Annotated in this window: 26 protein-coding genes; 15 read left to right on the top strand and 11 right to left on the bottom strand. The window is 46.6% G+C overall.

What is annotated here, in order from left to right; genetic code table 11:
• Positions 1–17: 17 nt before the first annotated feature.
• Positions 18–656 carry a maleylacetoacetate isomerase gene (maiA, locus tag OM978_RS13680; protein ID WP_264342743.1) on the top strand — a complete coding sequence of 213 codons (639 nt, stop codon included), beginning with the start codon at positions 18–20 and terminating at the stop codon, positions 654–656.
• Positions 657–717: 61 nt separating this feature from the next.
• Positions 718–921 (top strand): hypothetical protein, encoded by a 204-nt coding sequence (locus OM978_RS13675; protein WP_264342742.1) that lies wholly within the window; start codon positions 718–720, stop codon positions 919–921.
• Positions 922–938: 17 nt separating this feature from the next.
• Here OM978_RS13675 and OM978_RS13670 read toward each other — a convergent pair whose 3' ends face one another.
• The 3 genes from OM978_RS13670 to gloB all read right to left on the bottom strand — a co-directional run bounded on the left by OM978_RS13670 (position 939) and on the right by gloB (position 3,857).
• Positions 939–1,427, bottom strand: coding sequence for a hypothetical protein (locus tag OM978_RS13670; protein WP_264342741.1), 489 nt, complete (start codon positions 1,425–1,427; stop codon positions 939–941).
• Between the two features lie 35 nt (positions 1,428–1,462).
• On the bottom strand, positions 1,463–3,034 hold the full coding sequence (locus OM978_RS13665; protein WP_264342740.1) for a LysM peptidoglycan-binding domain-containing protein: 1,572 nt from the start codon (positions 3,032–3,034) through the stop codon (positions 1,463–1,465).
• 67 nt (positions 3,035–3,101) lie between these two features.
• Positions 3,102–3,857, bottom strand: coding sequence for a hydroxyacylglutathione hydrolase (gene gloB / locus OM978_RS13660; protein ID WP_264342739.1), 756 nt, complete (start codon positions 3,855–3,857; stop codon positions 3,102–3,104).
• Between the two features lie 45 nt (positions 3,858–3,902).
• On the opposite strand from gloB, the gene OM978_RS13655 reads away from it, so the two are divergent.
• Positions 3,903–4,643, top strand: a complete 741-nt coding sequence (locus OM978_RS13655; RefSeq protein WP_264342738.1) for a class I SAM-dependent methyltransferase — start codon at positions 3,903–3,905, stop codon at positions 4,641–4,643.
• On the opposite strand, the gene OM978_RS13650 is transcribed toward OM978_RS13655, so the two are convergent.
• From OM978_RS13650 to OM978_RS13630, 5 genes are all read right to left on the bottom strand, one after another.
• Complete coding sequence (locus OM978_RS13650) at positions 4,640–5,107, bottom strand: YaiI/YqxD family protein (RefSeq protein ID WP_264342737.1); 468 nt, start codon at positions 5,105–5,107, stop codon at positions 4,640–4,642. The two genes, OM978_RS13655 and OM978_RS13650, sit on opposite strands and share 4 nt — an antisense overlap.
• Positions 5,091–5,609, bottom strand: a complete 519-nt coding sequence (locus OM978_RS13645) for a GNAT family N-acetyltransferase (protein WP_264342736.1) — start codon at positions 5,607–5,609, stop codon at positions 5,091–5,093. The genes OM978_RS13650 and OM978_RS13645 overlap by 17 nt, the downstream gene beginning before the upstream one ends.
• Complete coding sequence (locus OM978_RS13640; RefSeq protein ID WP_264342735.1) at positions 5,606–6,466, bottom strand: TraB/GumN family protein; 861 nt, start codon at positions 6,464–6,466, stop codon at positions 5,606–5,608. The genes OM978_RS13645 and OM978_RS13640 overlap by 4 nt, the downstream gene beginning before the upstream one ends.
• 93 nt (positions 6,467–6,559) lie before the next feature.
• On the bottom strand, positions 6,560–6,925 hold the full coding sequence (gene arfB, locus OM978_RS13635) for an alternative ribosome rescue aminoacyl-tRNA hydrolase ArfB (RefSeq protein ID WP_413690722.1): 366 nt from the start codon (positions 6,923–6,925) through the stop codon (positions 6,560–6,562).
• Positions 6,919–7,461, bottom strand: a complete 543-nt coding sequence (locus OM978_RS13630; protein WP_264342734.1) for a DUF2058 domain-containing protein — start codon at positions 7,459–7,461, stop codon at positions 6,919–6,921. Before OM978_RS13630 ends, arfB begins: the two co-directional genes overlap by 7 nt.
• Positions 7,462–7,599: 138 nt before the next feature.
• Between OM978_RS13630 and OM978_RS13625 the strand changes: the two genes are divergently transcribed.
• Together OM978_RS13625 and OM978_RS13620 are read left to right on the top strand one after the other, a co-directional pair.
• On the top strand, positions 7,600–8,916 hold the full coding sequence (locus OM978_RS13625; protein WP_264342733.1) for a DEAD/DEAH box helicase: 1,317 nt from the start codon (positions 7,600–7,602) through the stop codon (positions 8,914–8,916).
• 289 nt (positions 8,917–9,205) lie between these two features.
• Positions 9,206–9,418, top strand: coding sequence for a cold-shock protein (locus OM978_RS13620; protein WP_008898286.1), 213 nt, complete (start codon positions 9,206–9,208; stop codon positions 9,416–9,418).
• Positions 9,419–9,544: 126 nt separating this feature from the next.
• Here OM978_RS13620 and dinB read toward each other — a convergent pair whose 3' ends face one another.
• On the bottom strand, positions 9,545–10,597 hold the full coding sequence (dinB, locus tag OM978_RS13615) for a DNA polymerase IV (RefSeq protein WP_264342732.1): 1,053 nt from the start codon (positions 10,595–10,597) through the stop codon (positions 9,545–9,547).
• Positions 10,598–10,831: 234 nt separating this feature from the next.
• Here dinB and glyA point away from each other — a divergent pair, with 234 nt between their 5' ends.
• The 10 genes from glyA to OM978_RS13565 all read left to right on the top strand — a co-directional run bounded on the left by glyA (position 10,832) and on the right by OM978_RS13565 (position 21,092).
• The gene (glyA, locus tag OM978_RS13610; RefSeq protein WP_264342731.1) at positions 10,832–12,085 is read left to right on the top strand and encodes a serine hydroxymethyltransferase; all 1,254 of its coding nucleotides are present in this window, start codon (positions 10,832–10,834) and stop codon (positions 12,083–12,085) included.
• A 75-nt stretch (positions 12,086–12,160) separates the two neighbouring features.
• Complete coding sequence (nrdR, locus tag OM978_RS13605; protein ID WP_264342730.1) at positions 12,161–12,613, top strand: transcriptional regulator NrdR; 453 nt, start codon at positions 12,161–12,163, stop codon at positions 12,611–12,613.
• Complete coding sequence (ribD, locus tag OM978_RS13600; protein WP_264342729.1) at positions 12,614–13,738, top strand: bifunctional diaminohydroxyphosphoribosylaminopyrimidine deaminase/5-amino-6-(5-phosphoribosylamino)uracil reductase RibD; 1,125 nt, start codon at positions 12,614–12,616, stop codon at positions 13,736–13,738. It abuts the gene before it with no gap.
• Positions 13,723–14,373, top strand: coding sequence for a riboflavin synthase (locus tag OM978_RS13595; protein ID WP_264342728.1), 651 nt, complete (start codon positions 13,723–13,725; stop codon positions 14,371–14,373). The genes ribD and OM978_RS13595 overlap by 16 nt, the downstream gene beginning before the upstream one ends.
• Positions 14,374–14,403: 30 nt before the next feature.
• Positions 14,404–15,513 carry a bifunctional 3,4-dihydroxy-2-butanone-4-phosphate synthase/GTP cyclohydrolase II gene (gene ribBA, locus OM978_RS13590; protein ID WP_264342727.1) on the top strand — a complete coding sequence of 370 codons (1,110 nt, stop codon included), beginning with the start codon at positions 14,404–14,406 and terminating at the stop codon, positions 15,511–15,513.
• Positions 15,514–15,650: 137 nt separating this feature from the next.
• Complete coding sequence (gene ribE, locus OM978_RS13585; RefSeq protein WP_008898293.1) at positions 15,651–16,115, top strand: 6,7-dimethyl-8-ribityllumazine synthase; 465 nt, start codon at positions 15,651–15,653, stop codon at positions 16,113–16,115.
• A gap of 9 nt (positions 16,116–16,124) precedes the next feature.
• Positions 16,125–16,538, top strand: a complete 414-nt coding sequence (nusB, locus tag OM978_RS13580) for a transcription antitermination factor NusB (protein ID WP_008898294.1) — start codon at positions 16,125–16,127, stop codon at positions 16,536–16,538.
• Between the two features lie 32 nt (positions 16,539–16,570).
• Positions 16,571–17,530, top strand: a complete 960-nt coding sequence (gene thiL / locus OM978_RS13575) for a thiamine-phosphate kinase (RefSeq protein WP_264342726.1) — start codon at positions 16,571–16,573, stop codon at positions 17,528–17,530.
• Entirely contained in the window at positions 17,530–18,024 is a 495-nt protein-coding gene (locus OM978_RS13570) for a phosphatidylglycerophosphatase A (RefSeq protein ID WP_264342725.1), read from the top strand. The genes thiL and OM978_RS13570 overlap by 1 nt, the downstream gene beginning before the upstream one ends.
• A gap of 32 nt (positions 18,025–18,056) precedes the next feature.
• Positions 18,057–21,092 (top strand): diguanylate cyclase, encoded by a 3,036-nt coding sequence (locus OM978_RS13565; RefSeq protein WP_264342724.1) that lies wholly within the window; start codon positions 18,057–18,059, stop codon positions 21,090–21,092.
• 101 nt (positions 21,093–21,193) lie between these two features.
• Here the strand turns inward: OM978_RS13565 and dxs are convergent, their stop codons facing one another.
• Together dxs and ispA are read right to left on the bottom strand one after the other, a co-directional pair.
• The gene (gene dxs / locus OM978_RS13560; RefSeq protein ID WP_264342723.1) at positions 21,194–23,059 is read right to left on the bottom strand and encodes a 1-deoxy-D-xylulose-5-phosphate synthase; all 1,866 of its coding nucleotides are present in this window, start codon (positions 23,057–23,059) and stop codon (positions 21,194–21,196) included.
• 13 nt (positions 23,060–23,072) lie between these two features.
• Positions 23,073–23,960: a (2E,6E)-farnesyl diphosphate synthase gene (ispA, locus tag OM978_RS13555; protein WP_264342722.1), complete on the bottom strand. Its 888-nt coding sequence runs from the start codon at positions 23,958–23,960 to the stop codon at positions 23,073–23,075.

The following is a 23,960-nucleotide window of genomic DNA, read 5'->3' as shown; positions in this document are numbered from 1 at the left end:
GAAAGGGATGTTTTAGAATGAAACTACATGGTTACTGGCGCTCCAGCGCCGCCTACAGAGTGCGTATTGCATTGAATCTAAAAGGTGTACAAGCGGAACATTGCCCTGTGCACCTGGTCAATCATGGCGGAGAGCAACACAGTCTGGATTATCAGCGCTTAAATCCTGCAGAACTGGTGCCTACTCTGGAAGATGGTGAGCTGAGTCTGAACCAATCTTTAGCCATTATTCAGTATCTGGAAGACTGTTACCCGCAAGCACCTTTATATCCTAAAGAGTCAGCGCAGAAGGCCGCCGTGATGGCTTTTGCATTGGACATCGCCTGCGATATTCACCCTTTGAATAACTTGCGGGTGTTGCAGTATTTGACCGGGCCTCTGGCATTGTCCGAAGCACAAAAAATGCAGTGGATTAAACACTGGCTGGCGGTGGGTTTTATTGCTCTGGAGAAAAGACTTCAGTTAACGACAGGGCGTTATTGCTTTGGCGATGCAGTGACAGTGGCCGATCTGTGTTTAGTACCACAAGTTTATAACGCCTTACGTTTTCAACTGGATATGACAGATTATCCATTGATCAACGCTATTTATCAGCGCTGCAACGAACTGGATGCCTTTCAAAAAGCTGCGCCTGAACAACAAGCTGATGCTGTTTAAGTCGCATCAGCCTGGCATTTTTGCTACTCTGGCGCGACTTGAAGTAGGGAGAATATAAAGTATGTTGAAACTGCCAAAAAAGCCTGTCAATGCTGTGCTTTTTTATGTAGGGACTTTGGGGTTACTGACTCAGGTGCTGGTGAGTTTCTACTTACTGACTCAAGGCCGCACCATGGACTGGCATTGGTGGTTTCACTGGCTGGCACCGACGCTCTGTCTGTTGTGGGGGATAATTCCGCGTTTACAACTTCAAAAAGAAGATTAGTATCAGTGATTTAACTGTTAACGTCCGGGCGTGAACATGCCTTCAATGCGGATTTCACTGACGCCCTCTTTGGTAAAATGAAATTTGATTTGCGCCATATTTTTGTGGAAAAAATACGGCGTATCATCAAACATCAGCACGTAACCACCTCGTGCTTTGTCTTTGTATTTTGGGTCGGTGTTTTTACTAAGTTTAAAGCTGTGTTTCCCCAGGGTCCACTCAAACCCTTGCAAGGGTTTATTGATCCAATCTGTTACCCAAATCTGTTCGTCCTGATGCAACACCAAAGCTAAAGTGTATTTGTCAGGTAATTCAGCGACTTCGACTTCCTGAATACCAGCCTGAAATACTTCAGTGCCATTTTTTTGCGTAAAGGAAAAACCAAATTGCAGGCTTTGTTTGGTCCCGTCCAGCAGCATAAGCTGGCCCTGTCCGGGCACAGTAAAATAGGCCCATGTGCTTGGAACCCATAGCAAAAAGAGCAACATCAGGCTCGTTTTAACCATACAACACCTCAAACCCCATTTGCGACTTCAGCCTGTCAGCTCGCCAGATACAAGGTGAGTTCCTGTCCAGGCTGTAAGTACTTATTTGCTTTAATATTATTCCATTTCACAATATCAGCAACTTTTACTTTAAAGCGCTGGGCAATGCTGGCCAGTGAGTCACCAGCCTTCACTTTATAGATCATACTTTTTCCGTCAAAGCTTGATTTGGGCTCTGACGTTTTATAGTAAGTCAGTGTCTGACCTGGCTTTAACCGGGTTTTTGCGTTCAGTTTGTTCCATTTCTTCAGCTGTTCACTGCTTACCTTAAGTTTTTGGCTTATTTCCCAAACACTATCGCCACTTTTAACTGTATAAGTTTGGGCACCAGAGGTGGTTTTTTTGCCTGAGCCTGTCACTGCCGGAGCTTCAGCAGACTGCGCCAGGCCTGGGATAATCAGCTGCTGGCCTATTTTTAACTGGCTATTACTTAACTGGTTGGCTTGTTGTATGGCTTTGACCGAGGTTTTATGTTGTGCCGCAATCTTACTTAAGCTATCACCGGATTTGACCTTATAACGACCAGTTGAAGCAACGGGAGCTACTTTCACTTTAGGCAAAGCGGCCAACTGCTGGTCTATGTCTTCGGCGCTGCCAAATGGCACGACTAACTGATAACTGGCGCTTGGGACCGTTGTACTTTTAAAACCCGGATTCAGTCGTCTGAGTTCAGTGACACTCAGGTTTAGCAAATCTGCTGCTTTATTTAAATCCAAACCTCTGTTGATTTGGATCACTTTGGTTTGGGGCTGATTGGCAAGTTGTGGCATAGGAATAGCGTATTTTTCGCTATTCTTCAGCAGCTCAGCCAGCGCCAGTAATTTTGGAATATAGCTTGTATTTTGTTTTGGCAGATTCAATGACCAGAAATCTGTTGGTTTTCCCCGGTATCTATTGCGCTCAATTGCTTTAAAAACCCGGCCTTCCCCTGCGTTAAAAGCCGCGACTGCACTGAGCCAATCCTGATCAACATTGCTGTAAAGGTACTGCAAATAATCCATAGCTGCGCGACTGGATTCAATCACATCACGGCGACCGTCATACCAGGCGTTTTGTTTTAAGCCAAAGTTACGGCCTGTGCCTGCACTGAATTGCCAAATCCCAAGCACACCAGAAAATGAACCTGCTTTAGGGTTGTAAGTGCTTTCGACTATAGGCAGCAAGGCCAGTTCAAGCGGCATATTGCGCCGTTCCAGCTCAGTAACTATATGATACAGAAAGGGTTCTGCATTATCTGAAGCTATTTTTAACAGCTTTTGGTTACGGATAAAAAAGCGCTTTTGGCTTTCTATATCGTCATTGTCTGGCACAGTTAAGGTCATTTGGTCAGCGATACGCTGCCATAAATTATCGTACTTGGCTAACTTAGCGTCAGGTTGCAACGGAGAGTTATGCTTCAATAAGGCATTGGCAACCTGCTGAGCAGTGGCCGCTTTATCCTTCATAGAACTATCAGAAGCCGATGTCTGGTAGTCACCAGCAGAGTCTGCTGTTTTATGCTGTGAGGTTTGAACGGCACAACTGGCCAGTAGTGCAGCCGCTACCGCGACAGATAATTTTTTCAGCATTCGCTTTTTCCAAAATCAAAAATCCGCCTTATGTTACCTGCTCAGCCTTCAAAAGCAAGGTTAGTGATCAAAATCGATCTTTGGCGGATCGTAATGCGGTGAATAGATCCACAGCATTGTGTTGTTGCCAGCGGTGTTGCAGAGCGGCATCTTCAGCCCTTAAAAAAGGGTTAATTTGTCGCTGCATGGCAAGAGGAGTGGGCAGGGTAGGTTGCTGCAGTTCCCTTTGCTGTTGACACCAGTGTTGGTAATTGGCCAATTCTGTATTGTCGGGATCTGCCCAACGGGCAAACTCCAGATTGGCCAGAGTGTATTCGTGTGTGGCATAGATTAACGTTTGATCCGGCAACGTCAGAATGTGTGACAAACTCTGCCACATCTGCGCTGCCGACCCTTCAAACAAACGACCACAACCAGCATTAAATAAAGTATCACCACAAAACAGAACGGGCGCTGAATAGTAGGCTATATGACCCAGGGTATGACCAGGAAGTTGCATCACCTGAAAGGTTAAATTGAAATCAACCAGCTCAATCTGAGCCTTGTCCTGTAACCAGACGTCCGCATAAGGGATTTTGTCTTGCTCTAAGGCTGGGGCATACACCACCGCATCTGGCCAACGTTGTTTTAGCTCTTTAATGCCACCCGTATGATCCGGATGGTGATGGGTGATCAGGATCACGGCTAATTGCAACTGGTGCAGTTGTAAATGCTGTTGCACTGCAGTAGCGTCACCCGGATCAACAATCAAGGCCAACTTCGCTTGGCGCAGGCACCAAATGTAGTTATCCTTAAAAGCCGCAATGGCGGTGATGTCTGACATAAATAATATCCATGGCTGATGTTCTGATAAGGTGTAGTGTACCGGATGAAACCTGCTTTAAGTTACCACAGTACGACAATACCCCGACAGTGGCAGCAATTGCCACAAGGCGAGCTGATGGCCAAAGCGATAGAACAGCAACTAAGTCAGTGGTGGCCAAAAATCTTCGGTTATCATTTACTGAAAGTGGGTAGTTTAAGTTGCGCCTTGGATACGTCAGCTTGCAACATCAAACATCAAATCAATTTAAGTGAACAATCCGATCAGGCCTCTGTAGTGGCGGACCCTGATGCATTGCCATTTTTCGAACACTCCATTGATGCGGTCTTGTTGTCACATTGTCTGGAGTTTTATCCGGACCCACACCACATAGTGCGTGAAGCCCACCGGGTGCTGATGCCGGATGGCTATTTGTTGTTAAGTGGTTACAACCCGCTAAGCAGTGCAGGTTTTATTAAACTCTGGCCTGGTGTGAAACAGCAATTGCCGTGGGCCGGCCGGTTTTTTACACCGTCCCGTGTCAAAGACTGGCTGCATTTATTAGGCTTTGAAGTGATGTATGAACAACGTTTTTTCTGGTCTAGTTTGCTTGGTAAACATAAACCTGATAGTCGTTGGCAAAAATGGTGTGAAACTTACCTGGGGTATTTTGGGGCTTCGTATTTGCTGGTTGCCCGCAAGAGGGTGTTGCCTTTAACTCCAATCCGGCCTAAGTGGCAACGTGCTCCGGCCTTCCAGACTTCAGTCAAAGGCATTAGTGCCCGACAGGGGCTCTATCACGATTAATCGATCTCTTTCTCCACTTTTACCTGCTTTTGCAACCACTGATCCAGTTGATTCGCGAACTGTTGTTTGTCCTGCTGGCCCAAAGGCGAAGGCCCAGACAATTGCACACCGCCGCTGCGCAGCTCTTCCTGCAAATTGCGCATCGTTAGTCGGTCACTAATATTATCCGGTGTCAGCAGACGGCCTTTGCTGGTGATGCAAAGTGCTCCTTTGGCAACCACAGCGGCCGCTAGCGGAATGTCGTTGCTGATCAGTAAATCACCCGGCGCTATGCGTTCTTCAATGTAGCGGTCCGCCACATCAAAACCATGTTCAACCTGCACAGCTCTGATATAAGGGCTGCGAGGAATTTGTAAGCTATGGTTGGCGACCAGATACAAAGGCACTTGTTTTCGTTCTGCAGCCTTAAACAACATCTCTTTTAATACTTTGGGGCAGGAATCTGCATCAACCCAGATTGGCATCCTGATGATCCTTTAATAGTTGTCTGGCTTGTTTATTATTAAGCTTCATAAAGTACAGCAGCGGGTCCGATTCACCAGGCTGCTCAGCCTCAATAAAACCCAACTGCTGATAACACTGCACTGCAATGAGATTTTTGCGATAGACAAACAACGAAAAATCCCTTTGGGGATGCTGTTGCAGGCCCTGTGCTATCAGACCTTTTATCAGGGTTTTACTATGGCCCTGACCTCGGGATTCCGGATGCACCAGTAAACGTGCCAGATGATTGCAGTCAAAACGATCACAAAGTTGACCAAAGGCAACACGTTGTCTGTGTTGATACAACCAATAACTTTGAGTTCCTGGTAAATACAGCTGCTGCAAAAACTGCAAAGCTCGAATAGGAAAATAAAAACCATCGCCGCCCCATTGATCCAGGTCTTGCTGTGAATCAAACCAGTTGTGCAGGTAAGCCGATTGCTCTGGTGTAACAGGACTTAACTGATAAGGAGCATGTTTCATAAATGGCCTTGAACCAAAGTTAACTGATAGCCCTGCTGTTTGAACTGCTGGATTAATCCGTCATCTCCAGCCAGATGCAAAGCACCAACTACGACAAAAACAGGCTTTTTGTGTTCAGCGCTGACCAGCTGCTTCACCCATGACTGGTTTCTTTTCACAATCAAGGTCTGGTAAATCGCCGGATAGTTTTTTAAATCATCCAGATACAAAGTCTCAAGTTGTTTCAGGTCGCCACTACGCCAGGCTTTTCGCATCGCATCAAAGTCTTCGCTGCTGTCCGTCAGGTCTTCCATGGTGCTTTTAATCAAGGTTTCAGCGCCGCTGTTATTCAGTTCTGTCAGCACGGCCAGATGCTGCTGCATAGTTTCAAGACCCGTTACTTTTTTTCCGGCTTTTTTCGCTTCCTCTTGCAAGTAGGCATCTACTCCTGGAGCTGTTGCGCCTTGAGCCTGAAGTTGAGTTGTGGTCAGCATCACAGCGGCAAAGGCAGGTCTGAAGCGGGTGATTTGTTCAAGGGGAATATTATGTGCTCTGCAGTATTCAGCCAGCTGTTTCGCCAGCGGTGCAGAGAGTTGTTGTAGCAAATTTTCGCCAGAAGGGTAGGAGTTTAAAGCGAGCATCTGCTGTATGCCGGCAGGGCTTGATAACTGCTCTAAATCTGTTTCCAGCAGCAGGACGTCGCTTTGCTTTAACGCCTTCAGGTATTCTGCTGGCAAAGGGTAATCTTCAGCGCCAAGCATATGAATGGAGCCTGCCAGATAAAAATGTTGTTTACCTTTGCTGACTTTCCATACGCCATCGGCGAGCACAGAACTGCTTAGCAGTAATAAAGTTAAAAGACTAAAAATACGGATCACTGCTTAAAACCTCTGGAGTAAATAGATCTGATTAATCAAAAGAACCGACTTTGCCGCGCAGTTTTTTGCGTTCTTTGTGCTGAGTTTTTTGGTTCAGCCTGTCCATTCTAGCGCCAAAGGTGGGCTTCGTTGCGCGCCTTTTTTTGCTTCAAAACTGGCTGATTGCAGCAGTTGCATCAATTTCGCAACTGCATCTTCTTTATTCATATCCTGGCTGCGGTGGGCCTGAGCTTTAATGACAATAACACCACTTTTACTGATCCTGTCGTCCGGATACTGCAGCAGCTTTTGCTTAAATTCATTCGGCAAACTACTGCGCTCTATATCAAAACGCAGCTGCACCGCAGTAGATACTTTATTGACATGCTGGCCACCACTGCCCTGAGCGCGGATAAAGCTGAACTCCAGCTCATCCAAATCAAGCTCAAGGCCGGGTTTGACCTGAACTAAAGTTACCACATCAAATCATCCGGAATTTGATAGGCTGCGTACGGATCATCTTCCGCCTGCACTTCGGCACTTTGACCTGTGTTATGCAGTACTATGATGGCTTCAGCCAGACGTTGCTGAATTTTTTCTGCCACTTTCACTGGGATCACATAATACTGCTCTGCAAGCTTGGCAATCGCCGCCTGACCTTTGGTTAATTCAGCATGGATACGGTTGCTGACGTATAAACGCTTTACCACACTACCGTCGGTGAAGTTAAAGGCGGTTTCACCTTTATGAGTAATGGTATTAAGTTCAATTAGTTGCTTCACCTGGGCCGCTAAGGCTTTTTTATCCAGCTCGGCTTTACGCTGACGGTTTAATTCCTGGTCGCGTTGCAGTTGTTGCTGACGGCTTTGTTCGGCGAGCACTGAGGCTTCATTGACGACTGAGCCATTTTTTCCGGCTTGTACCCGTTCTTTATGCTTCTCTTTTTTGATGGCTTTTAGCTTTTTCTCATTGCCTAGTCCGGCTTTGAGTAATTGTTCCTGCAGTGATTTACTCATAAAAATGTCCTGTCGATCAGATAGCGCTATTGTTTCATGTTACAGCTGTGCTGCAAAGAGCAGAAGGGCAGACTAACTGCCCATGCAAAAAATGCGTTATGATAAGGCACTTTTATTGAATTTGTCCGGGACCTTATCTTGTTATTTCACGATCTTGCGTTAGACCCTCGTTTAGTCCGTTCTATCCAGCATCTTGGCTTTGCGAGACCAACGCCAATTCAGCAGGAGGCTGTGCCTGCTGCTATGACGGGCAAAGACTTAATGGTTTCTTCGCAAACCGGTTCAGGAAAAACTCTGGCTTACTTGCTGCCGATGATGCAGCGCTTATTACGCAGCAGACCTTTATCCAAACAAGATGCCCGGGCTTTGATTCTGGTACCGACCCGCGAACTGGCTCATCAGGTCTATGCCAAATTACGTTTGTTTGTCGCCAATACGCCGTTAACCAGTGCTTTAATAGTGGGCGGTGAGAACTTTAACGAGCAGGAAAAAATCCTGAAGCGTCAGCCGACTATCATAGTGGCAACGCCAGGGCGTTTTATTGATCACCTGCAGCACAAAACATTTTTTATTCAGGGTCTGGAAATGCTGATTTTAGATGAAGCAGACCGGATGCTGGATTTAGGCTTTATGCCACAATTGAATGAAATCAATAGAGCTGCTGATCACCGCCTGCGCCAAACATTGATGTTCTCAGCCACTTTAGATCACGCGGAAGTGAATGAACTGGCGATGTCGTTGTTAAAATCGCCACACAGAGTTTCAGTGGGCGCTTCTTATCAGCAACACGAAGATATAGAACAGCGTTGTTATTTCGCTGATCATTTGTCCCACAAAGAGGCTTTATTGGCTTATTTGTTAAAGCAGGAACAAATTAGTCAGCTGATTATTTTTACCGCGACCCGCGAAGATACCGATCGTCTTGCAAAACTGTGCGACTCTTTAGGTTATCCCGCTGTAGGTTTAAGTGGCAAGTTAACTCAGGGTCAGCGGAATGCGGTGATGCAGGGCTTTTCCGCCAATAAACATCAGGTGTTAGTAACTACGGATGTAGCCTCCCGCGGTCTGGATTTATTGCAGGTCAGCCATGTGGTGAACTTTGATTTACCTAAACATGCTGAAGAGTACGTGCACCGTATAGGTCGTACCGGCAGAGCAGGAGCTAAAGGTAGTGCGATTTCTTTAGTTGGTCCAAAAGACTGGGTTGCTTTTTGTGCAATAGAAAGTTTCTTACGCCGTCCTTTACCTATGGAAAAAGTGGAATCTTTACCGGCAAAATTTAAAGGTGTGGATTTGCATGCACCGGTGAAAGCCGTAAAGAAAACTAAGCCTGTGGTCAGAAAAGCCAAAGCAAAATCAACAGATACAACGACTAAAGTAAAGGTCGCGCCAAAACCTAATTTTTATCAGGCTGGCGATGATGGCATGACGCCAGTGAAGAAAAAGATCAAATAATTTACAGTAGTATGTTTTTTATTCGGAAAATAGTGCTACACTCAGGTCGTTACTTTGTAGATTTGTTCGACAGTTTTTAATGCAAGCAATTGTTTTGGCTGAAGAATTATTTAGAGTAACTGGAACGGCCAAAACCAGAAAAACTATTTTTCTGTCGGAACAGTAATAGCTATTGACCACTTTGTCGGGTTCACTGATAATGGGGTCGTAATATGTACTAGCTCGAATACGGCCGGTAATATTTAAGTCGCCAAACAATTGGCAAATTTAGTTAAAGTAAGAGAATGTTATGTCACAATTAATTTCCGGTACCGTTAAGTGGTTCAACGAAGATAAAGGTTTTGGTTTCATCGAGCGTGAAGGCGGCAAAGACGTATTCGTACATTTCCGCGCTATCAATGGCACAGGCCGCAGAACTTTAGTTGAAGGTCAACGCGTAACTTTCGAAGTTACTGAAGGCCAAAAAGGTCCTCAGGCTGAGAACGTAACTGTTACCGGTTAATAGTTTTCTGAAAAAGAGCCAACTTTAAGTTGGCTTTTTTTATGCCTGAAATTCAGTGAAATTATTTTTAACTCATTGTTTTATTGGTTAAATATGAAATTTGTTTCGGCTTTCTTGACCTTGGTATCAAAGTTCTAAGGACAACTGAGCCTGAGCTTCCTGTGCTTTTAATCCAACATGAATACCCACCAACCGCACTTTTTTACCATGACCTCTGTGCCAGGCTTGCTCTAATAACTGCTTTAAGCTGGCCATATCCAATTCGGGTTGTTGTTTCTCTACTGTGGTTTGCTGAAAATCGGCAAATTTCAGTTTAATGCCAATTTTTTGAATATGAGCACTAGCTTCACAGCGTTCAATGCGGCGCCGAAGTTTTGGTAACAGCTCAGATAAGCTTTGTTGACCTGCATCCAGATCCGGTAAATCTTCAGTGTAGGTGTGTTCAACAGCTACAGATTTACGTGGATAATCGTTTTGTACATCACGGCTGTCGCGGCCAAAACTGCGTTCTATCAAGGTTTCAGCAAAACTGCCGAAGTGTTTCACCAGCGTATGCAAAGGTGCATTTTGAATATCGACGCATTTATAGAAACCTAAGGTTGCCAGTCGCTCAGCAGTTTTTTTGCCAACCCCCGGGATTTTTTGCAAAGGCAGGAATTTTACGAAGTCGCTGACTTTTTCAGGCGGCAAAACAAACAAGCCATCAGGTTTATTTTCATCACTGGCAATTTTGGCGAGAAATTTATTCGGGGCTACACCAGCTGATGCTGTTAAACCTGTTTCGGCAAAAATTACCCGGCGGATTTCTTCGGCAATACGGGTTGCGCTGCCAGAGAATAAGGTGCTGTCGCTGACATCTAAGTAGGCTTCATCCAAGGATAAAGGTTCTACTTTATCAGTATATCGATGGAAAATAGCCTGAATTTGTAAGCTGGCTGCTTTGTATTTTTCCATATTGCCGGGCAATAACAACAGGTGAGGGCAGAGCTTTAAGGCTTGTCCTGTAGGCATGGCAGAACGCACACCATACACGCGGGCAGGGTAGTTACAGGTGCTGATCACACCACGTTCGCTGCGACTGCCGCCTATAGCTAACGGAATGTTACGCCAATCAGGCCTGTCCCGCATTTCTACCGCAGCGAAAAAACAGTCCATGTCGATATGAATGATTTTTTTCATTTACAAAGCACTGTTGGTTTATACAGTTGTATAATTGACCAGTTTTGGCTTTTTGTAAAGTCAGATACTGGTTTTATTTACAGTTGATACTATTACTCCGCCGACCACCCGGCTGAAAGCTGATTTTAGAAGTTTAGATGGCTACTTAATAGCTGCATCTTTGGTGGATTCCATGTAGAATGCGCGCAGTTTTTTTGTAAATAGCCTGGCCCTTTTGGCCACCTGGGAGCAAGCATGTTAAAGCGCGAAATGAACATTGCCGATTTTGATCCGGAATTATGGCAATCCATTACCAATGAAACCCAACGTCAGGAAGATCACATTGAACTGATCGCTTCTGAAAACTATGCCAGCCCACGTGTGTTGCAGGCTCAGGGTTCTCAGTTAACTAACAAGTATGCTGAAGGTTACCCGCATAAACGTTATTACGGTGGTTGTGAGTACGTGGACGTGGCTGAAGATTTAGCTATCGCCCGTGCGAAAGAATTGTTTGGTGCCGATTACGCAAACGTGCAACCGCACTCAGGCTCGCAGGCCAACTCTGCAGTATTTTTAGCTTTATTAAACGCAGGCGATACCATTTTAGGTATGAGTCTGGCGCACGGTGGTCACTTAACTCACGGTGCTTCTGTTAGCTCTTCAGGTAAGTTATACAATTCTGTGCAATACGGTCTGCACCCTGAAACAGGTGTGATTGATTACGCCCAGGCTGAAGCTTTAGCTTTGGAACACAAACCTAAACTGATCATCGCTGGTTTCTCAGCCTATTCAGGCATTATCGACTGGCAGAAATTCCGTGAAATCGCCGACAAAGTGGGCGCCTACCTGATGGTGGATATGGCTCACGTGGCTGGTTTAGTGGCTGCAGGTTTGTATCCAAACCCGGTGCCAATTGCTGACGTTGTGACGACCACTACTCACAAAACCTTAGCCGGTCCTCGTGGCGGTTTAATTCTGGCCCGTAAAAACGAAGAGCTTGAAAAGAAATTCAACTCTGCCGTTTTCCCTGGTGGTCAGGGTGGTCCTTTGATGCACGTTATTGCAGCTAAAGCTGTGGCTTTCAAAGAGGCTTTAGAGCCGGAATTTAAAGTCTATCAGCAACAAGTGCTGAAAAACGCTGTGGCAATGTGTAATGAAATGATCAAACGTGGCTACAAAATTGTATCTGGTGGCACTCAAAACCACTTATTCCTGATGGATTTAATCGACAAAAACATCACGGGTAAAGAAGCTGACGCCTGGTTAGGTCTGGCTCATATCACTGTGAATAAAAACTCAGTGCCAAATGACCCACGTTCTCCATTTGTCACCAGCGGTTTACGTATCGGTACTCCTGCTATCACCCGTCGTGGTTTCAAGGAAGCTGAAGCCCGTTTGGTTGCAAGCCTGATTTGTGACGTGCTGGACAGCCGCGGTGACGCTGGCGTCATTGATAAAGTGCGGGCTCAGGTGTCTGAAGTTTGTGGCCGTTTACCGGTTTATGCCTGATTGCCAGCTATGACTGAGCAAAGATAGAGTGTTATGATGGCCGCTTAATGCGGCCATTTTTTTCGGAGAAATTCCGTGTTTTGTCCTTTTTGTCGTGCCGACGATACCAAAGTTATAGACTCCCGCTTAGTCGCGGATGGGTCTCAAGTAAAAAGACGACGTGAATGTGGCGCCTGCCATGAACGTTTTACCACTTTTGAGGCTGCCGAACTGGTGATGCCCCGTATTGTAAAACGCGATGGCTCCCGCGAGCCTTATAACGAGGCTAAGTTGCGCAGTGGCGTGATGCGTTCACTGGAAAAACGTCCTGTCCCTACAGAACAGATTGAATCTCTGATCAGCAAAGTGGAAAGCTTATTACGCGCCACGGGCGAGCGCGAAGTGCCAAGCCAAATGCTGGGTACTCTGATTATGGATGAGCTGGTGAAACTCGATAAAGTGGCGTACGTGCGTTTTGCTTCCGTCTACCGCTCCTTTAAAGATATCCGTGAGTTTGGCGAAGAGATTGCCCGGCTTGGAGACAACTAAGTGAGTTTTACTGAACTCGATCATCATTATATGACGCGTGCCATAGAACTTGCCTCTAAAGGCCGTTTTACCACTGCACCTAACCCAAATGTCGGCTCTGTCATAGTCCGGGATGGCGAGATAGTAGGTGAAGGTTATCATCGTCAGGCTGGTGGTCCACATGCTGAGGTGTTCGCCTTGCGTCAGGCGGAGCATTTTGCTTCAGGTGCCACCTGTTATGTCACTTTAGAGCCTTGCAGTCATTATGGCCGCACTGGGCCTTGTGCTTTGGCGCTGGTGAATGCCGGTGTGAAAAAAGTCATAGTAGCTATGCTGGATCCTAATCCTTTAGTGGCTGGGCGTGGCATTCAGATCCTGCAAGATGCAGGCATTGAAGTGCAGGTTGGTTTGCTTGAAGATCAAGCCCGTGCATTAAATCCTGGCTTTTTAAGCCGGATGGAGCGGCAAAAACCTTATATCCGGCTTAAACTTGCCACCAGTCTGGATGGGCGTATTGCGCTTTCCAACGGCAAAAGCCAATGGATAAGCTCGGCGCAGTCCCGTTCTGACGTGCAGCTGATGCGAGCTCAGACTCATGCCATTTTATCGACTGCTACTACTGTGCTTGCTGACAATGCCCGTTTAACAGTGCGCTCTGAAGGACTGGCCATACCGTCTTTGGACGATGGCTCTGTGCGTCAGCCAATACGGGTGATTTTGGACCGCAGCCTTAAATTAACAGGCCAGGAGCTTTTGTTTTCACAAAATGGCCCCATAGTGCTGGTGCATGACAAACAATTCAAACCTGCATTTGAGCATCCGCACCTTCGTTTTATTGCGCTGGATGCCGATGAGTCAGGACTGAATTTAAACGAATTAATGCCTGTATTAGCCGCAGAAAACATCAACGACCTGTGGGTTGAAGCCGGGGCTGTACTGGCTGGTTCTTTGTGGCAGGCAGGGTTGGTGGATGAACTGATTGTTTATCAGGCGCCCGTGCTTTTGGGTGATAAAGCCAAAGCCATGCTGCAGTTACCTGACTATAGTGAGCTTTGTGAAGCTCAGCACTTTGTATGGACTTCAGTTGAAAAACTGGGGCCTGATTTAAAATTAACAGCAAGGTTAGAGCCATGTTTACCGGAATAATCGAAGCGACGGGTCGGGTGAGCGCCATTAAAACGTCAGGTGTGGATTTAAAGCTGACTATTGAATCTGACAGTCTGGACTTTTCTGATGTAAAACTCGGCGACAGTATTGCCAGTAATGGTGTTTGCCTGACCGTCACCGCATTAAATGGCAAAAGTTTTGATGCCGATGTGTCAGGTGAAACCGTCAAACGGACTTTGTTTGGTCAGTACAAAGCAGGGCAGTTACTGAACTTAGAAAAGGCCTTGCTGGCGACAGGGCGTTTAGGCGGACATCTGGTCAGCGGCCATGTAGATGGCATCAGTAGTGTTGAAAAAATTGAAAAGTTTGGCGAAGCCTGGCAAGTCTGGATAAAAATGCCAAAAGACTTAGCACATTACATCGCTGAAAAAGGCTCTATTACAGTGGATGGCATCAGCCTGACCGTCAATGAATTAAGTTCTAGCGCTTTTCGTTTAACCATAGTGCCTCATACGGCACGGGAAACCACTTTGATGAGCCTAAAAGTGGGCAGTCAGGTGCATCTGGAAGTGGATTTAATAGCGCGTTATTTAGAACGTTTGCTGCAAGGCCGGGAAGGCGCTGGCAGTAAAGGCGTGACTATGGATTTATTGCAACAACGTGGTTTTTTATAACGCAGTAAGGCCCGGGGCCTGAGGTGAAGTATGCAACTGAATACACCAGCAGAAATTATTGAAGATATTCGTCAGGGTAAAATGGTTATTCTGATGGATGACGAAGACCGCGAAAACGAAGGCGATTTAGTGATGGCGGCCGAATACGTCACGCCTGATGCAGTGAATTTTATGGCCACTCATGGTCGTGGTTTGATTTGTTTAACTCTGACTAAAAAGCGCTGCGAGCAGTTAAAGTTGCCTCTGATGGTGGATAAAAATTTATCGCCATTCTCTACCGCTTTTACTTTATCTATTGAAGCGGCTGAAGGGGTGACTACTGGTATTTCAGCAGCCGATCGTGCCCGTACTGTCAAAGCTGCTGTAGCCCGTGACGCCAAGCCTACAGATATTGTTTATCCAGGCCATATATTCCCGTTGATGGCTCAGGACGGCGGCGTATTAGTACGCGCTGGTCACACTGAGGCAGGGTGCGACTTAGCCCGCATGGCGGGTTTAGAACCTGCGGCAATGATTGTTGAAATTTTAAATGAAGACGGCACTATGGCGCGTCGTCCTGACTTAGAAGTTTTTGCTGAAAAACACGGCATTAAAATTGGCACCATCGCTGATTTAATTGAATACCGTAATCTGCATGAGACCACGATAGAGCAAGTCGCCAGCTGTCAGTTACCTACTGAATTTGGTGAGTTTAATCTCGTCACTTTCCGTGACACCATCGACAATCAAATTCATTTTGCTTTGGTCAAAGGTGTAGTTGAAGCAGAACAGCCGACGTTAGTCCGTGTGCATTTACATAATACCTTCAGTGATTTGCTGTTATCTGACCGTGGCGCCAATCGCAGTTTTTCTTTGCATTGTGCGATGAAACGTATTGCCGATGAAGGTGGTGTGCTGGTGCTTTTAGGTAAAAATGAAAGCAGTGAAGAGCTGGTACAGATGGTGCAAAACTTTGAAGCCGAAGATAAAGGCGAAAAAGCCAAGACCGATCTGTGGAAAGGCACCTCACGTAATGTCGGTGTAGGTTCACAAATTCTGGCCAGTTTAGGCGTGAAAAAAATGCGCTTGTTAAGCGCTCCAAAAAAATACCATGCTTTGTCCGGTTTTGGCTTAGAAGTCGTCGATTACGTTTCTGAATAGTACGGTATACAGGCGCCATCACAGATCAAGATTTACTAGCCGTGAAATGGCAATCTTGTGTTATCATGGCGCCCGTTTTTTTGAATTCTGGTGTTTAAAACCATTTTTTTGCAGCTAAATTGCAATAAGGACCTCCAATGCAGGTGATTGAAGCAGGGTTAACCGCTAAAGGTAAAAAATTTGCCATCGTTGTGGCCAGATTCAACAGCTTTATTGTCGAAAGTTTATTAGACGGTGCTGTAGATACCTTAAAGCGTGTCGGCGATATCGCTGATCAAGACATCACTGTGGTTCGAATCCCAGGCGCTTTTGAAATGCCATTAGCTGTACAAAAGGTAGCTGCCAGTGGTAAGTATGACGCGATCATCGCTTTGGGTGCTGTGATCCGTGGCGGTACACCTCATTTTGAATACGTGGCTGGCGAATGCACCAAGGGCCTGGCTCAGGTGATGATGCAGCATAGTATTCCTGTTGCTTTTGGCGTATTGACTGTAGACAGTATCGAGCAGGCTGTTGAGCGTGCTGGTACCAAAATGGGCAATAAAGGCGCAGAAGCAGCGATGTCCTCGCTGGAAATGGTAAACGTTCTCTCTCAGTTGTAGGATTTGTTGATGAAACCTAATGCACGTCGTTTGGCCCGTTCTTTGGCCGTTCAGGGAGTTTACAGCTGGCAAGTCAGCAAGAACCCTATTGGTGATATTGAACAGCAGTTATTGCTGGAACAAAACACCAAACACCTGGACGTGGGCTATTTCCAGGATATTTTACGTGGTGTGGCTGTGAATCATCCTGTATTGGATGAAGCGGTAAAGCCGTTTTTAGACCGTCCATTTGAAGAAATTGATCTGGTCGAAAAAGCCATATTACGGGTATCAGCCTACGAGCTGAAATACCGTCTGGATGTGCCGTACAAGGTGGTGATTAACGAAGCCATCGAACTGGCGAAAGCCTTTGCTGCCGATGACAGCCACAAGTTTGTCAACGGCATACTTGATAAAGCCGTCAAACGCCTGCGAACCGAATAAAAAATGGAGAGCCGGCGTAAGTCGGCTTTTTTATGGGTGAATTTGAGTTAATTCAACGTTGTTTTGCTGAAGCGGGCCGTAAACGCACGGACGTTGCCATTGGTATTGGTGACGACGGTGCTGTGGTACAGGTGCGTGAAGGCTGTGATCTGGTGATCACCACCGACAGCATGGTCGAAGGCATCCATTTTTTCCCGGATGTCGATCCGCGCTCGCTTGGGCATAAATTGGTGGCAGTCAATGTCAGCGATTTAGCTGCTATGGGCGCTGAACCTTGCTGGTTATCTTTGGCTTTAACTTTACCTAAAGTGGATGAAGACTGGTTGACTGCTTTTGCTGAAGGTTTAAGCGAAACAGCGGATTATTACAATTGCCAGCTGATAGGGGGTGATACCACCCGTGGTCCTTTAAGTTTAACCATGATTGCCAAAGGCTTAGTGCCCAAAGGCAAAGCCATTACCCGCGCTGGTGCTCAGAATGGTGATTACCTGTATGTCACTGGCACTTTAGGTGATGCGGCTTTAGGTTTAAAACTGGTGCAGGAGCAGGTTGAAGTCAGTAAAAAACACCGGGCTCATATTCTGCAACGTTTTCACTATCCAACAGCTCGTGTGGCTTTAGGTCAGGCGCTGCGTAATATTGCAAGTTCAGCCATGGATGTCTCTGATGGTCTTGCTGGCGATTTACTTCATATTTTAAGGCGCTCTAAAGTAGGAGCCGTGGTGGATGTCAGCAAACTGCCGATGTCTCAGGCACTCAAAGACAGTTGCAGCGCTGAACAAGCGCTGCAATTTGCCTTGTCCGGTGGTGAAGACTACGAACTGCTGTTTACCGTGCCGGAAAACCGTCGGGGTTCTTTAGAAGTGCTGTTATCTCCTTATGGTGTGCCAGTGACTTGTATTGGCCGCATCACAGGTGCTGTGGGTAAACTGGAGTTTAAGCAGGGGGATTTACCCTTTGTGTACCAGCATCAGGGCTTTGAGCACTTTTGATGACATCTCCTCAAAAATCCGCCGCTAAATTTGACTTGAGAAAGTGGACTCATTTTCTCGCTTTGGGTTTTGGATCAGGTCTTGCCCCTAAAGCACCAGGTACTTTTGGCACTTTAGCTGCTTTGCCTTTAATTTATCTGCAATCTTTACTCAGCCCCCAATTTGCGTTGCTCTGGGTATTGTTCGCTTTTGTGTTGGGTTGTTATGTTTGTGGTCAGACAGCCAAAGACATTGGTGAACATGATCATGGCGCCATCGTCTGGGATGAGGTCGCAGGTTACAGTCTGGCTATGTGGTGTATTCCGTTTGAATGGCAGTACCTGCTGGTTGGTTTTCTACTCTTCCGCTTTTTTGATATCGTCAAACCTTGGCCTATTCGTTTACTGGATAAAAAAATCCACGGCGGTTTTGGCATTATGATTGACGATATGCTGGCCGGTTTCTTTAGCTGGCTCATTCTCTTCGCGCTGGTGCAGTGGCAAGCTTTTAGTTAATATAAATTTTTCCCTGCAACCCGGTGATTGTTGTGCGTTTTGCGCTCTTGGTTTTTTTAGCCTTTTTCTCTGTGACTGCATTCGGTCAGGGTCAGTCTGGTTCCATTTATGATTTTGATATCAAACACTGGAATAGTGCTGATGGGCTGTCTTCTAATTCGGTCAGGGCTGTCAGTCAGGATCAACAAGGCTATTTGTGGATCGGCACTTTATATGGCTTAAATCGTTTTGATGGCCATCATTTCACCCAGTTCAGCACCAAAACCAGTCGTCAGCTTGCCAGTAACTCCATTAATAAACTGTTGTTAGATCAACAGGGCTATATGTGGGTAGGGACTAAAGCTGGTTTATCTGGCTTTAACCCTCAGACCCTGAAATTTGACCGATACCCGATCCTGGCTGAAGTCACCTCTATAGTGCAGGTGGCTCCGGATGAATTATGGGTCGCAGCTGAAAATCTGTTTAAAGTAAAACAAGGTAAAGTCAGTCGTATTCATAGTGTGAAAGAGGCTGTGGTACAGATGGAGAAGGCGGGAGATGCGGTATGGGTCAGCACTGCCCGTTCTTTGTATAAATTAACGCCTGCAGGAGAAATCCAACAGATCCCCCTGCCTGATGAGCTGCAACAACACCCACTTTATGATTTAAGCTGGTTGAATGACAGCCTGCATTTTGCCAGTGAGTCAGGTTATTTCCATCTGGATAAGCAACAACAGATAGTTCGCTGTGCCATTAACGGTGTGGATAATTCGGCCATCTATAAATTATTCAGAGACAGCTCGGGTAGCGACTGGATCTCAGGCTACAACAAATTACATCACCGTCAGGCCGGACAAGCATGGCAACAAATCAGTGCTGAGGAACTGGGCAGTTCTCCCTGGTTCAGCGATATCTTCGAAGACAGAGACCACAACATCTGGATGGCTAGTTTCAGTGAAGGCCTGTATCGCGCTTCTCCGGGGAAAATGCGCCGTGTGGTAGGAGAGGGCCAGCAGGATGTTGTGGTGCGCAGTGTGCGCTACTCAGCCCGCTTAAATAGCCTGCTGGTTGCCACGCAAACCAATGTCGGACTGTTAAAAGCCGATCAACACTTTGTTGAGCTGGTGGATCATCAATCCCTCGGACAAAGTACCGTTTTTGATTTTTACGACAGAAATAATCAGTTGTGGTTGGGCACAGATAATGGTTTGCTGCTGTATAACTTTGACGACAACAGCGTCAGCCGTCCTTTTAAAGAATTGGCGAGCAGCGCTATTCGTGTGGTACAGCCTCATGCAGAAACAGGGTTATGGTTCGGCGGAGCCGGCGGTCTTTACCATTATGATGGTAAAACATTACAAGCAGCCCCTTTTAATGCCGATCTGGAGTCTGGTTTTGTCACTGTGATTGAAATTGTGGGCGAGGATCTACTGGTCGGAACGACCAGTGGCTTGTATTGGTATCAACAGGATAAGTTAAACAGAGTAGGGCTGGGTACTCCTTTGTTTGGTGCTTATATCACCAGTGTTTTAACTTTACCGGATCAGCAGATGCTGGTAGCAACCTTAGATGATGGTTTGTTTATCAAAACTGCACAGGGTCACTGGCAACAATATGACAGCAGCAATGGCTTACCTTTGGACCCGGTGACCAGCTTATGGTACGACAGAGACACTGATTATTTATGGGCCAGCAGTTTAAAAGGCGTATTCAGATTTAAACCCACTGCGATGAAAGACAGTGACCAGCAATTCAATTTCGAGCTGATCTTATCTCCTTACGACAGGCAGTTGGGCACTGCACCAGGTCGCTGTTGTAACGGTGCTGGTCATAGCAAAGTAGCGAAGTGGCTGGATCAGTTGTGGTATCCAAGTTTAAAAGGGCTGGTGGCTGTGCCATTGCAATTAAAAATGGCACCGGACAGACCGTTACAGCCTTTGCTACAAGAGGTGATGGGGCAGAAATCTTATGCATTATTGCCTGATCAGCATCAGTTAGTTTTAGAAACTTCAGATCGTAATATCAGTATCAGTTACAGCGCGCTGGAGTTTATCAAAGCCAATGCCATTGAATTCCGTTATCAGCTCAAAGGTTTTGATCAGGAATGGCAAAAGGTTGGGCAGCGCCGTGAGGCTATTTACACCAACCTGCCGCCAGGCAGTTATCAGTTTGTGGTGCAGGCCCGTTATGCCAGTCAAAGCTGGACTGAATCGCAACAACTTAAATTAGATCTGGTGGTGCCACGTTTATTTACAGAAACGGTCGTCTACAAGGGGTTATGGGTATTATTGGTTGTGCTGGCATTATACGGCTTAGCCTGGTTATGGCGCCGTAATGCGGTGATGCAGCAACAGGAGCTAAGTAAGCTGGTGCGACTGCGTACTCAGGAGCTTGAAAACAGCAACTCGCGTTTGTATGAACTTAACGAGCAGTTGTCCCAGTTGACCCATAAAGATACCTTAACCGGACTTCGAAACCGTCGTTTCCTGTTTGAGCAATTACCGAAAGACGTCGAACAATATCAACACAACAGAGATGCCATGCTGCAACAAGGAAAGTGCATAGCGCTGCTGCAGCTGGATATGGATAATTTTAAGTCTATTAATGACTTGTACGGCAATAGCGCTGGCGATAGTGTCTTACAGCAAATCAGTGGTTTATTGCTGCGTGAAAGCCGTGGCGCTGATTATGTGGTGCGTTACGCCGGCGAGCAGTTTGTTCTGGTGTTACGGGACGTGGAATTTGCCACTGTGAAGGATGTTGCTTTGCAACTGAATCAATTGGTTGCTAACGCTCATTTCCAGATCCCGGATGGCCGCAACGTATCACTCACCTGTTCTATCGGCTACAGCTGTTTTCCATTGGAGCTGCTCGGAGGGCAACTGATTTCCTGGGAGATCTCGTTGCAACTGTCTGAAATCGCGTTACGAAAAGTGAAGCAATCGGGCCGCAATGGCTGCGCGACCTTAGGATTTGATCCTCAGGTCGATGCGTTTGAGTTTGAAGATTCGGGGCATATCGACGTGCAGATTGAAAAGCTATTAGCTGATGGTGTGGCCTGGTTCGAAGTGAAAAACTACTTAGGCTAATAGCCGTTGTTCTTGAAGCTGCGGCGTTGTTGTTTGCGCTTTCTCGTGAATTCGAATGTGGGACTGGCGGGCACAAGGCCCGCCCGTAAAGCAGAGTGGATTTAGCGGCTAAGAAAAGCTGCTACTTTGGCCTGGATACCTGTGCAGTCTAACCCCAGTTCGGCGTAGATCTGCTCCTGAGTACCGTGTTTGATAAAGAGATCTGGCAAACCTATATTCAGCAGCTTTACAGGCAACTGTGCTGCAATGCAGTATTCATTGACCGCAGAACCTGCGCCGCCCATCAGAGCATTATCTTCAATAGTCACAAAATGACTGTGAGTTTTGGCAAGCTCAGTCAGCAGTTGCTGATCCAGAGGTTTAACAAAACGCATATCGACCAATGTTGCATTCAACTGTTCTGCCACTGTATGGCAAGCCTGTAATAAAGGCCCAAAAGCCAGCAAGGCGACTTTTTCACCCTGACGGCGGATAAGACCCTTACCTATAGCTAATTCGCTCATCACAGCTTCTGGCGCTTCGCCATTGCCGCTACCCCGAGGGTAACGCACAGCTGCGGGGCCTTTGTGTTGATAGCCTGTATATAACATCTGACGGCATTCGTTTTCATCCGAAGGCACCATGATCAGCATGTTTGGAATACAGCGCATAAAGCTCAAATCAAAAGACCCTTGGTGGGTTGGGCCATCGGCTCCTACGACACCAGCGCGGTCTATGGCAAAAAGTACATCCAGATTCTGAATCGCAATGTCGTGAATAAGCTGATCGTAACCACGTTGCAGGAAGCTGGAGTAAATGGCTACGACAGGTTTCAAGCCTTCAATCGCCATACCTGCGGCTAAAGTCACAGCATGTTGTTCTGCAATAGCTACGTCAAAGTAACGCTCCGGGTAGCTTTTAGAAAACTGGACTAAGTCTGAGCCTTCGCGCATGGCCGGTGTAATGCCTTGCAGCTTTGGATCCACCGCCGCCATATCGCATATCCATTGACCAAAAATATTGGAGAAGGTGGCTTTACCGGCTTTTTTGGCCGGCTGGCACTCTGCTGTTGGGTCAAATTTACTGACGGCATGGTAACCAATAGGATCTTGTTCTGCAGGTAAATAGCCTTTGCCTTTTTTCGTTACCACATGCAGCAATTGCGGACCTTTAAGGTTGCGCATATTACGGATAGTGTCGACCAGACCTTTGACATCATGACCGTCAATGGGGCCTATGTAGTTAAAGCCCAGTTCTTCAAAAAAAGTACCAGGGGTGACCATACCTTTAAAATGTTCTTCAGCGCGGCTGGCTAACTGATGCAAAGGAGGCACACCACTTAATATCTTTTTACCACCTTCACGCAGGCTGGTGTAAAAATTACCGGATAAAATACGGGCAAAATAGCGATTTAACGCGCCAACGTTTTCAGAAATCGACATTTCGTTGTCGTTTAAGATCACCAGCATATCGGGTTTGACTTCACCGGCATGGTTCAGGGCCTCAAAGGCCATACCAGCAGTAATAGCACCATCCCCAATCACAGCCACTACTTTGCGGTTTTTCTGCTCAGCGCGGGCAGCGATGGCCATGCCTAAAGCAGCACTGATGGAAGTACTGGAGTGGCCGACACTTAAGGTATCGTATTCACTTTCTTCCCGCCATGGGAAAGGGTGTAAACCATCTTTCTGACGGATGCTGTGCATCTGATCACGACGACCTGTCAGAATTTTATGAGGGTAAGCCTGATGACCCACATCCCAAATCAGACGGTCAAAAGGAGTGTTGTAGACATAATGCAAAGCAACAGTCAGCTCAATAGTGCCAAGACCTGAGGCGAAGTGGCCACTGCTTTGGCTGACGGTTTTCAATAAAAATGCCCTTAACTCGTCACTCAGAGTGGGTAACTCATCCTGTGGCAGCTGGCGCAAATCGGCAGGCCAGTTGGCTTTATGAAGCAGAGGGAAATCCTGACTAGCTGATGTCATGAGAATGCCTGTATTAAAACTGTCGGGCAATAACGTACCGGGCCAACGCCACCAGTTCGTCTGTTGCATAAGGAAGTTCGCGCAAAGCGGCTAATGCCTCTTCAACCAATAAGTGTGCTTTTTGTTTCGCTTGATCTAAGCCCAATAAAGCCGGATAGGTGGCTTTATTGGCTTTTTGATCTGAACCTGCGGTTTTACCCAGCACTTGCGTGTCGCCTTCGATATCAAGAATGTCGTCCTGCACCTGAAAAGCTAAACCTATGGCTCTGCTATAACGAACTAAAGCGTCTAAATGAGCCACATTATCCACTGGACTGGCCAGATAAGCAAAACGTACCGAACACTCAATTAAAGCACCGGTTTTTAACTGATGCATTTGCTCCAGTGCTTCAACCGACATTTTCTGATTGGTGTGTGCCAAATCAATAGCCTGGCCACCGCACATGCCGTTGTAGCCGGCATGTAGTGCTAACTGTTGTACCATGGCTAGAACACGTTCTGGCTGAACCTGCTGGTAGTGATGACTGCTTAATAGTTCAAACGCGAAGGTCTGCAGCGCATCGCCAGCCAGAATAGCTGTAGCTTCATCAAAAGCTTTGTGGCAGGTGGCTTTACCCCGGCGTAAATCGTCGTTATCCATAGCGGGTAAGTCGTCATGGATTAAGGAGTAGGTATGCAGAGCTTCAATAGCGCCTGCCGGACCATCTAGATCCGTGATAGAAGCGCCTAACATCTGACCGCAGCTATAAACCAAAAAAGGCCGCATGCGTTTACCGCCGAGCAGCAAACTATAAGCCATGGCCTGATGCAGCCGCGGGTCGGTCAGAGGTTTTTTATCTAATTGTTGTTGCAGTACCTGTTCCAGCCGTTGCTGGTACGAGGTTAAAGAATCTAACGTCAA

This window comes from Rheinheimera sp. MM224 (genome assembly GCF_947090785.1).
In the GTDB taxonomy this organism is placed as follows: Bacteria; Pseudomonadota; Gammaproteobacteria; order Enterobacterales; family Alteromonadaceae; genus Pararheinheimera.
Note: the sequence above shows the minus strand (reverse complement) of the source record. Positions and strands in the feature narration are given on the sequence as shown.

Excerpts from the sequence above, each read along its gene's own strand:
- dxs (WP_264342723.1), bottom strand. The coding sequence starts at position 23,059 with ATGACATCAGCTAGTCAGGATTTCCCTCTGCTTCATAAAGCCAACTGG.
- OM978_RS13670 (WP_264342741.1), bottom strand. The coding sequence starts at position 1,427 with ATGGTTAAAACGAGCCTGATGTTGCTCTTTTTGCTATGGGTTCCAAGC.
- nusB (WP_008898294.1), top strand. The coding sequence starts at position 16,125 with ATGAAACCTAATGCACGTCGTTTGGCCCGTTCTTTGGCCGTTCAGGGA.
- OM978_RS13655 (WP_264342738.1), top strand. The coding sequence starts at position 3,903 with ATGAAACCTGCTTTAAGTTACCACAGTACGACAATACCCCGACAGTGG.
- thiL (WP_264342726.1), top strand. The coding sequence starts at position 16,571 with ATGGGTGAATTTGAGTTAATTCAACGTTGTTTTGCTGAAGCGGGCCGT.
- ribBA (WP_264342727.1), top strand. The coding sequence starts at position 14,404 with ATGCAACTGAATACACCAGCAGAAATTATTGAAGATATTCGTCAGGGT.
- OM978_RS13650 (WP_264342737.1), bottom strand. The coding sequence starts at position 5,107 with ATGCCAATCTGGGTTGATGCAGATTCCTGCCCCAAAGTATTAAAAGAG.
- glyA (WP_264342731.1), top strand. The coding sequence starts at position 10,832 with ATGTTAAAGCGCGAAATGAACATTGCCGATTTTGATCCGGAATTATGG.
- OM978_RS13665 (WP_264342740.1), bottom strand. The coding sequence starts at position 3,034 with ATGCTGAAAAAATTATCTGTCGCGGTAGCGGCTGCACTACTGGCCAGT.
- gloB (WP_264342739.1), bottom strand. The coding sequence starts at position 3,857 with ATGTCAGACATCACCGCCATTGCGGCTTTTAAGGATAACTACATTTGG.
- OM978_RS13630 (WP_264342734.1), bottom strand. The coding sequence starts at position 7,461 with ATGAGTAAATCACTGCAGGAACAATTACTCAAAGCCGGACTAGGCAAT.
- OM978_RS13570 (WP_264342725.1), top strand. The coding sequence starts at position 17,530 with ATGACATCTCCTCAAAAATCCGCCGCTAAATTTGACTTGAGAAAGTGG.
- OM978_RS13675 (WP_264342742.1), top strand. The coding sequence starts at position 718 with ATGTTGAAACTGCCAAAAAAGCCTGTCAATGCTGTGCTTTTTTATGTA.
- OM978_RS13595 (WP_264342728.1), top strand. The coding sequence starts at position 13,723 with ATGTTTACCGGAATAATCGAAGCGACGGGTCGGGTGAGCGCCATTAAA.
- OM978_RS13645 (WP_264342736.1), bottom strand. The coding sequence starts at position 5,609 with ATGAAACATGCTCCTTATCAGTTAAGTCCTGTTACACCAGAGCAATCG.
- ribE (WP_008898293.1), top strand. The coding sequence starts at position 15,651 with ATGCAGGTGATTGAAGCAGGGTTAACCGCTAAAGGTAAAAAATTTGCC.
- dinB (WP_264342732.1), bottom strand. The coding sequence starts at position 10,597 with ATGAAAAAAATCATTCATATCGACATGGACTGTTTTTTCGCTGCGGTA.
- OM978_RS13620 (WP_008898286.1), top strand. The coding sequence starts at position 9,206 with ATGTCACAATTAATTTCCGGTACCGTTAAGTGGTTCAACGAAGATAAA.
- maiA (WP_264342743.1), top strand. The coding sequence starts at position 18 with ATGAAACTACATGGTTACTGGCGCTCCAGCGCCGCCTACAGAGTGCGT.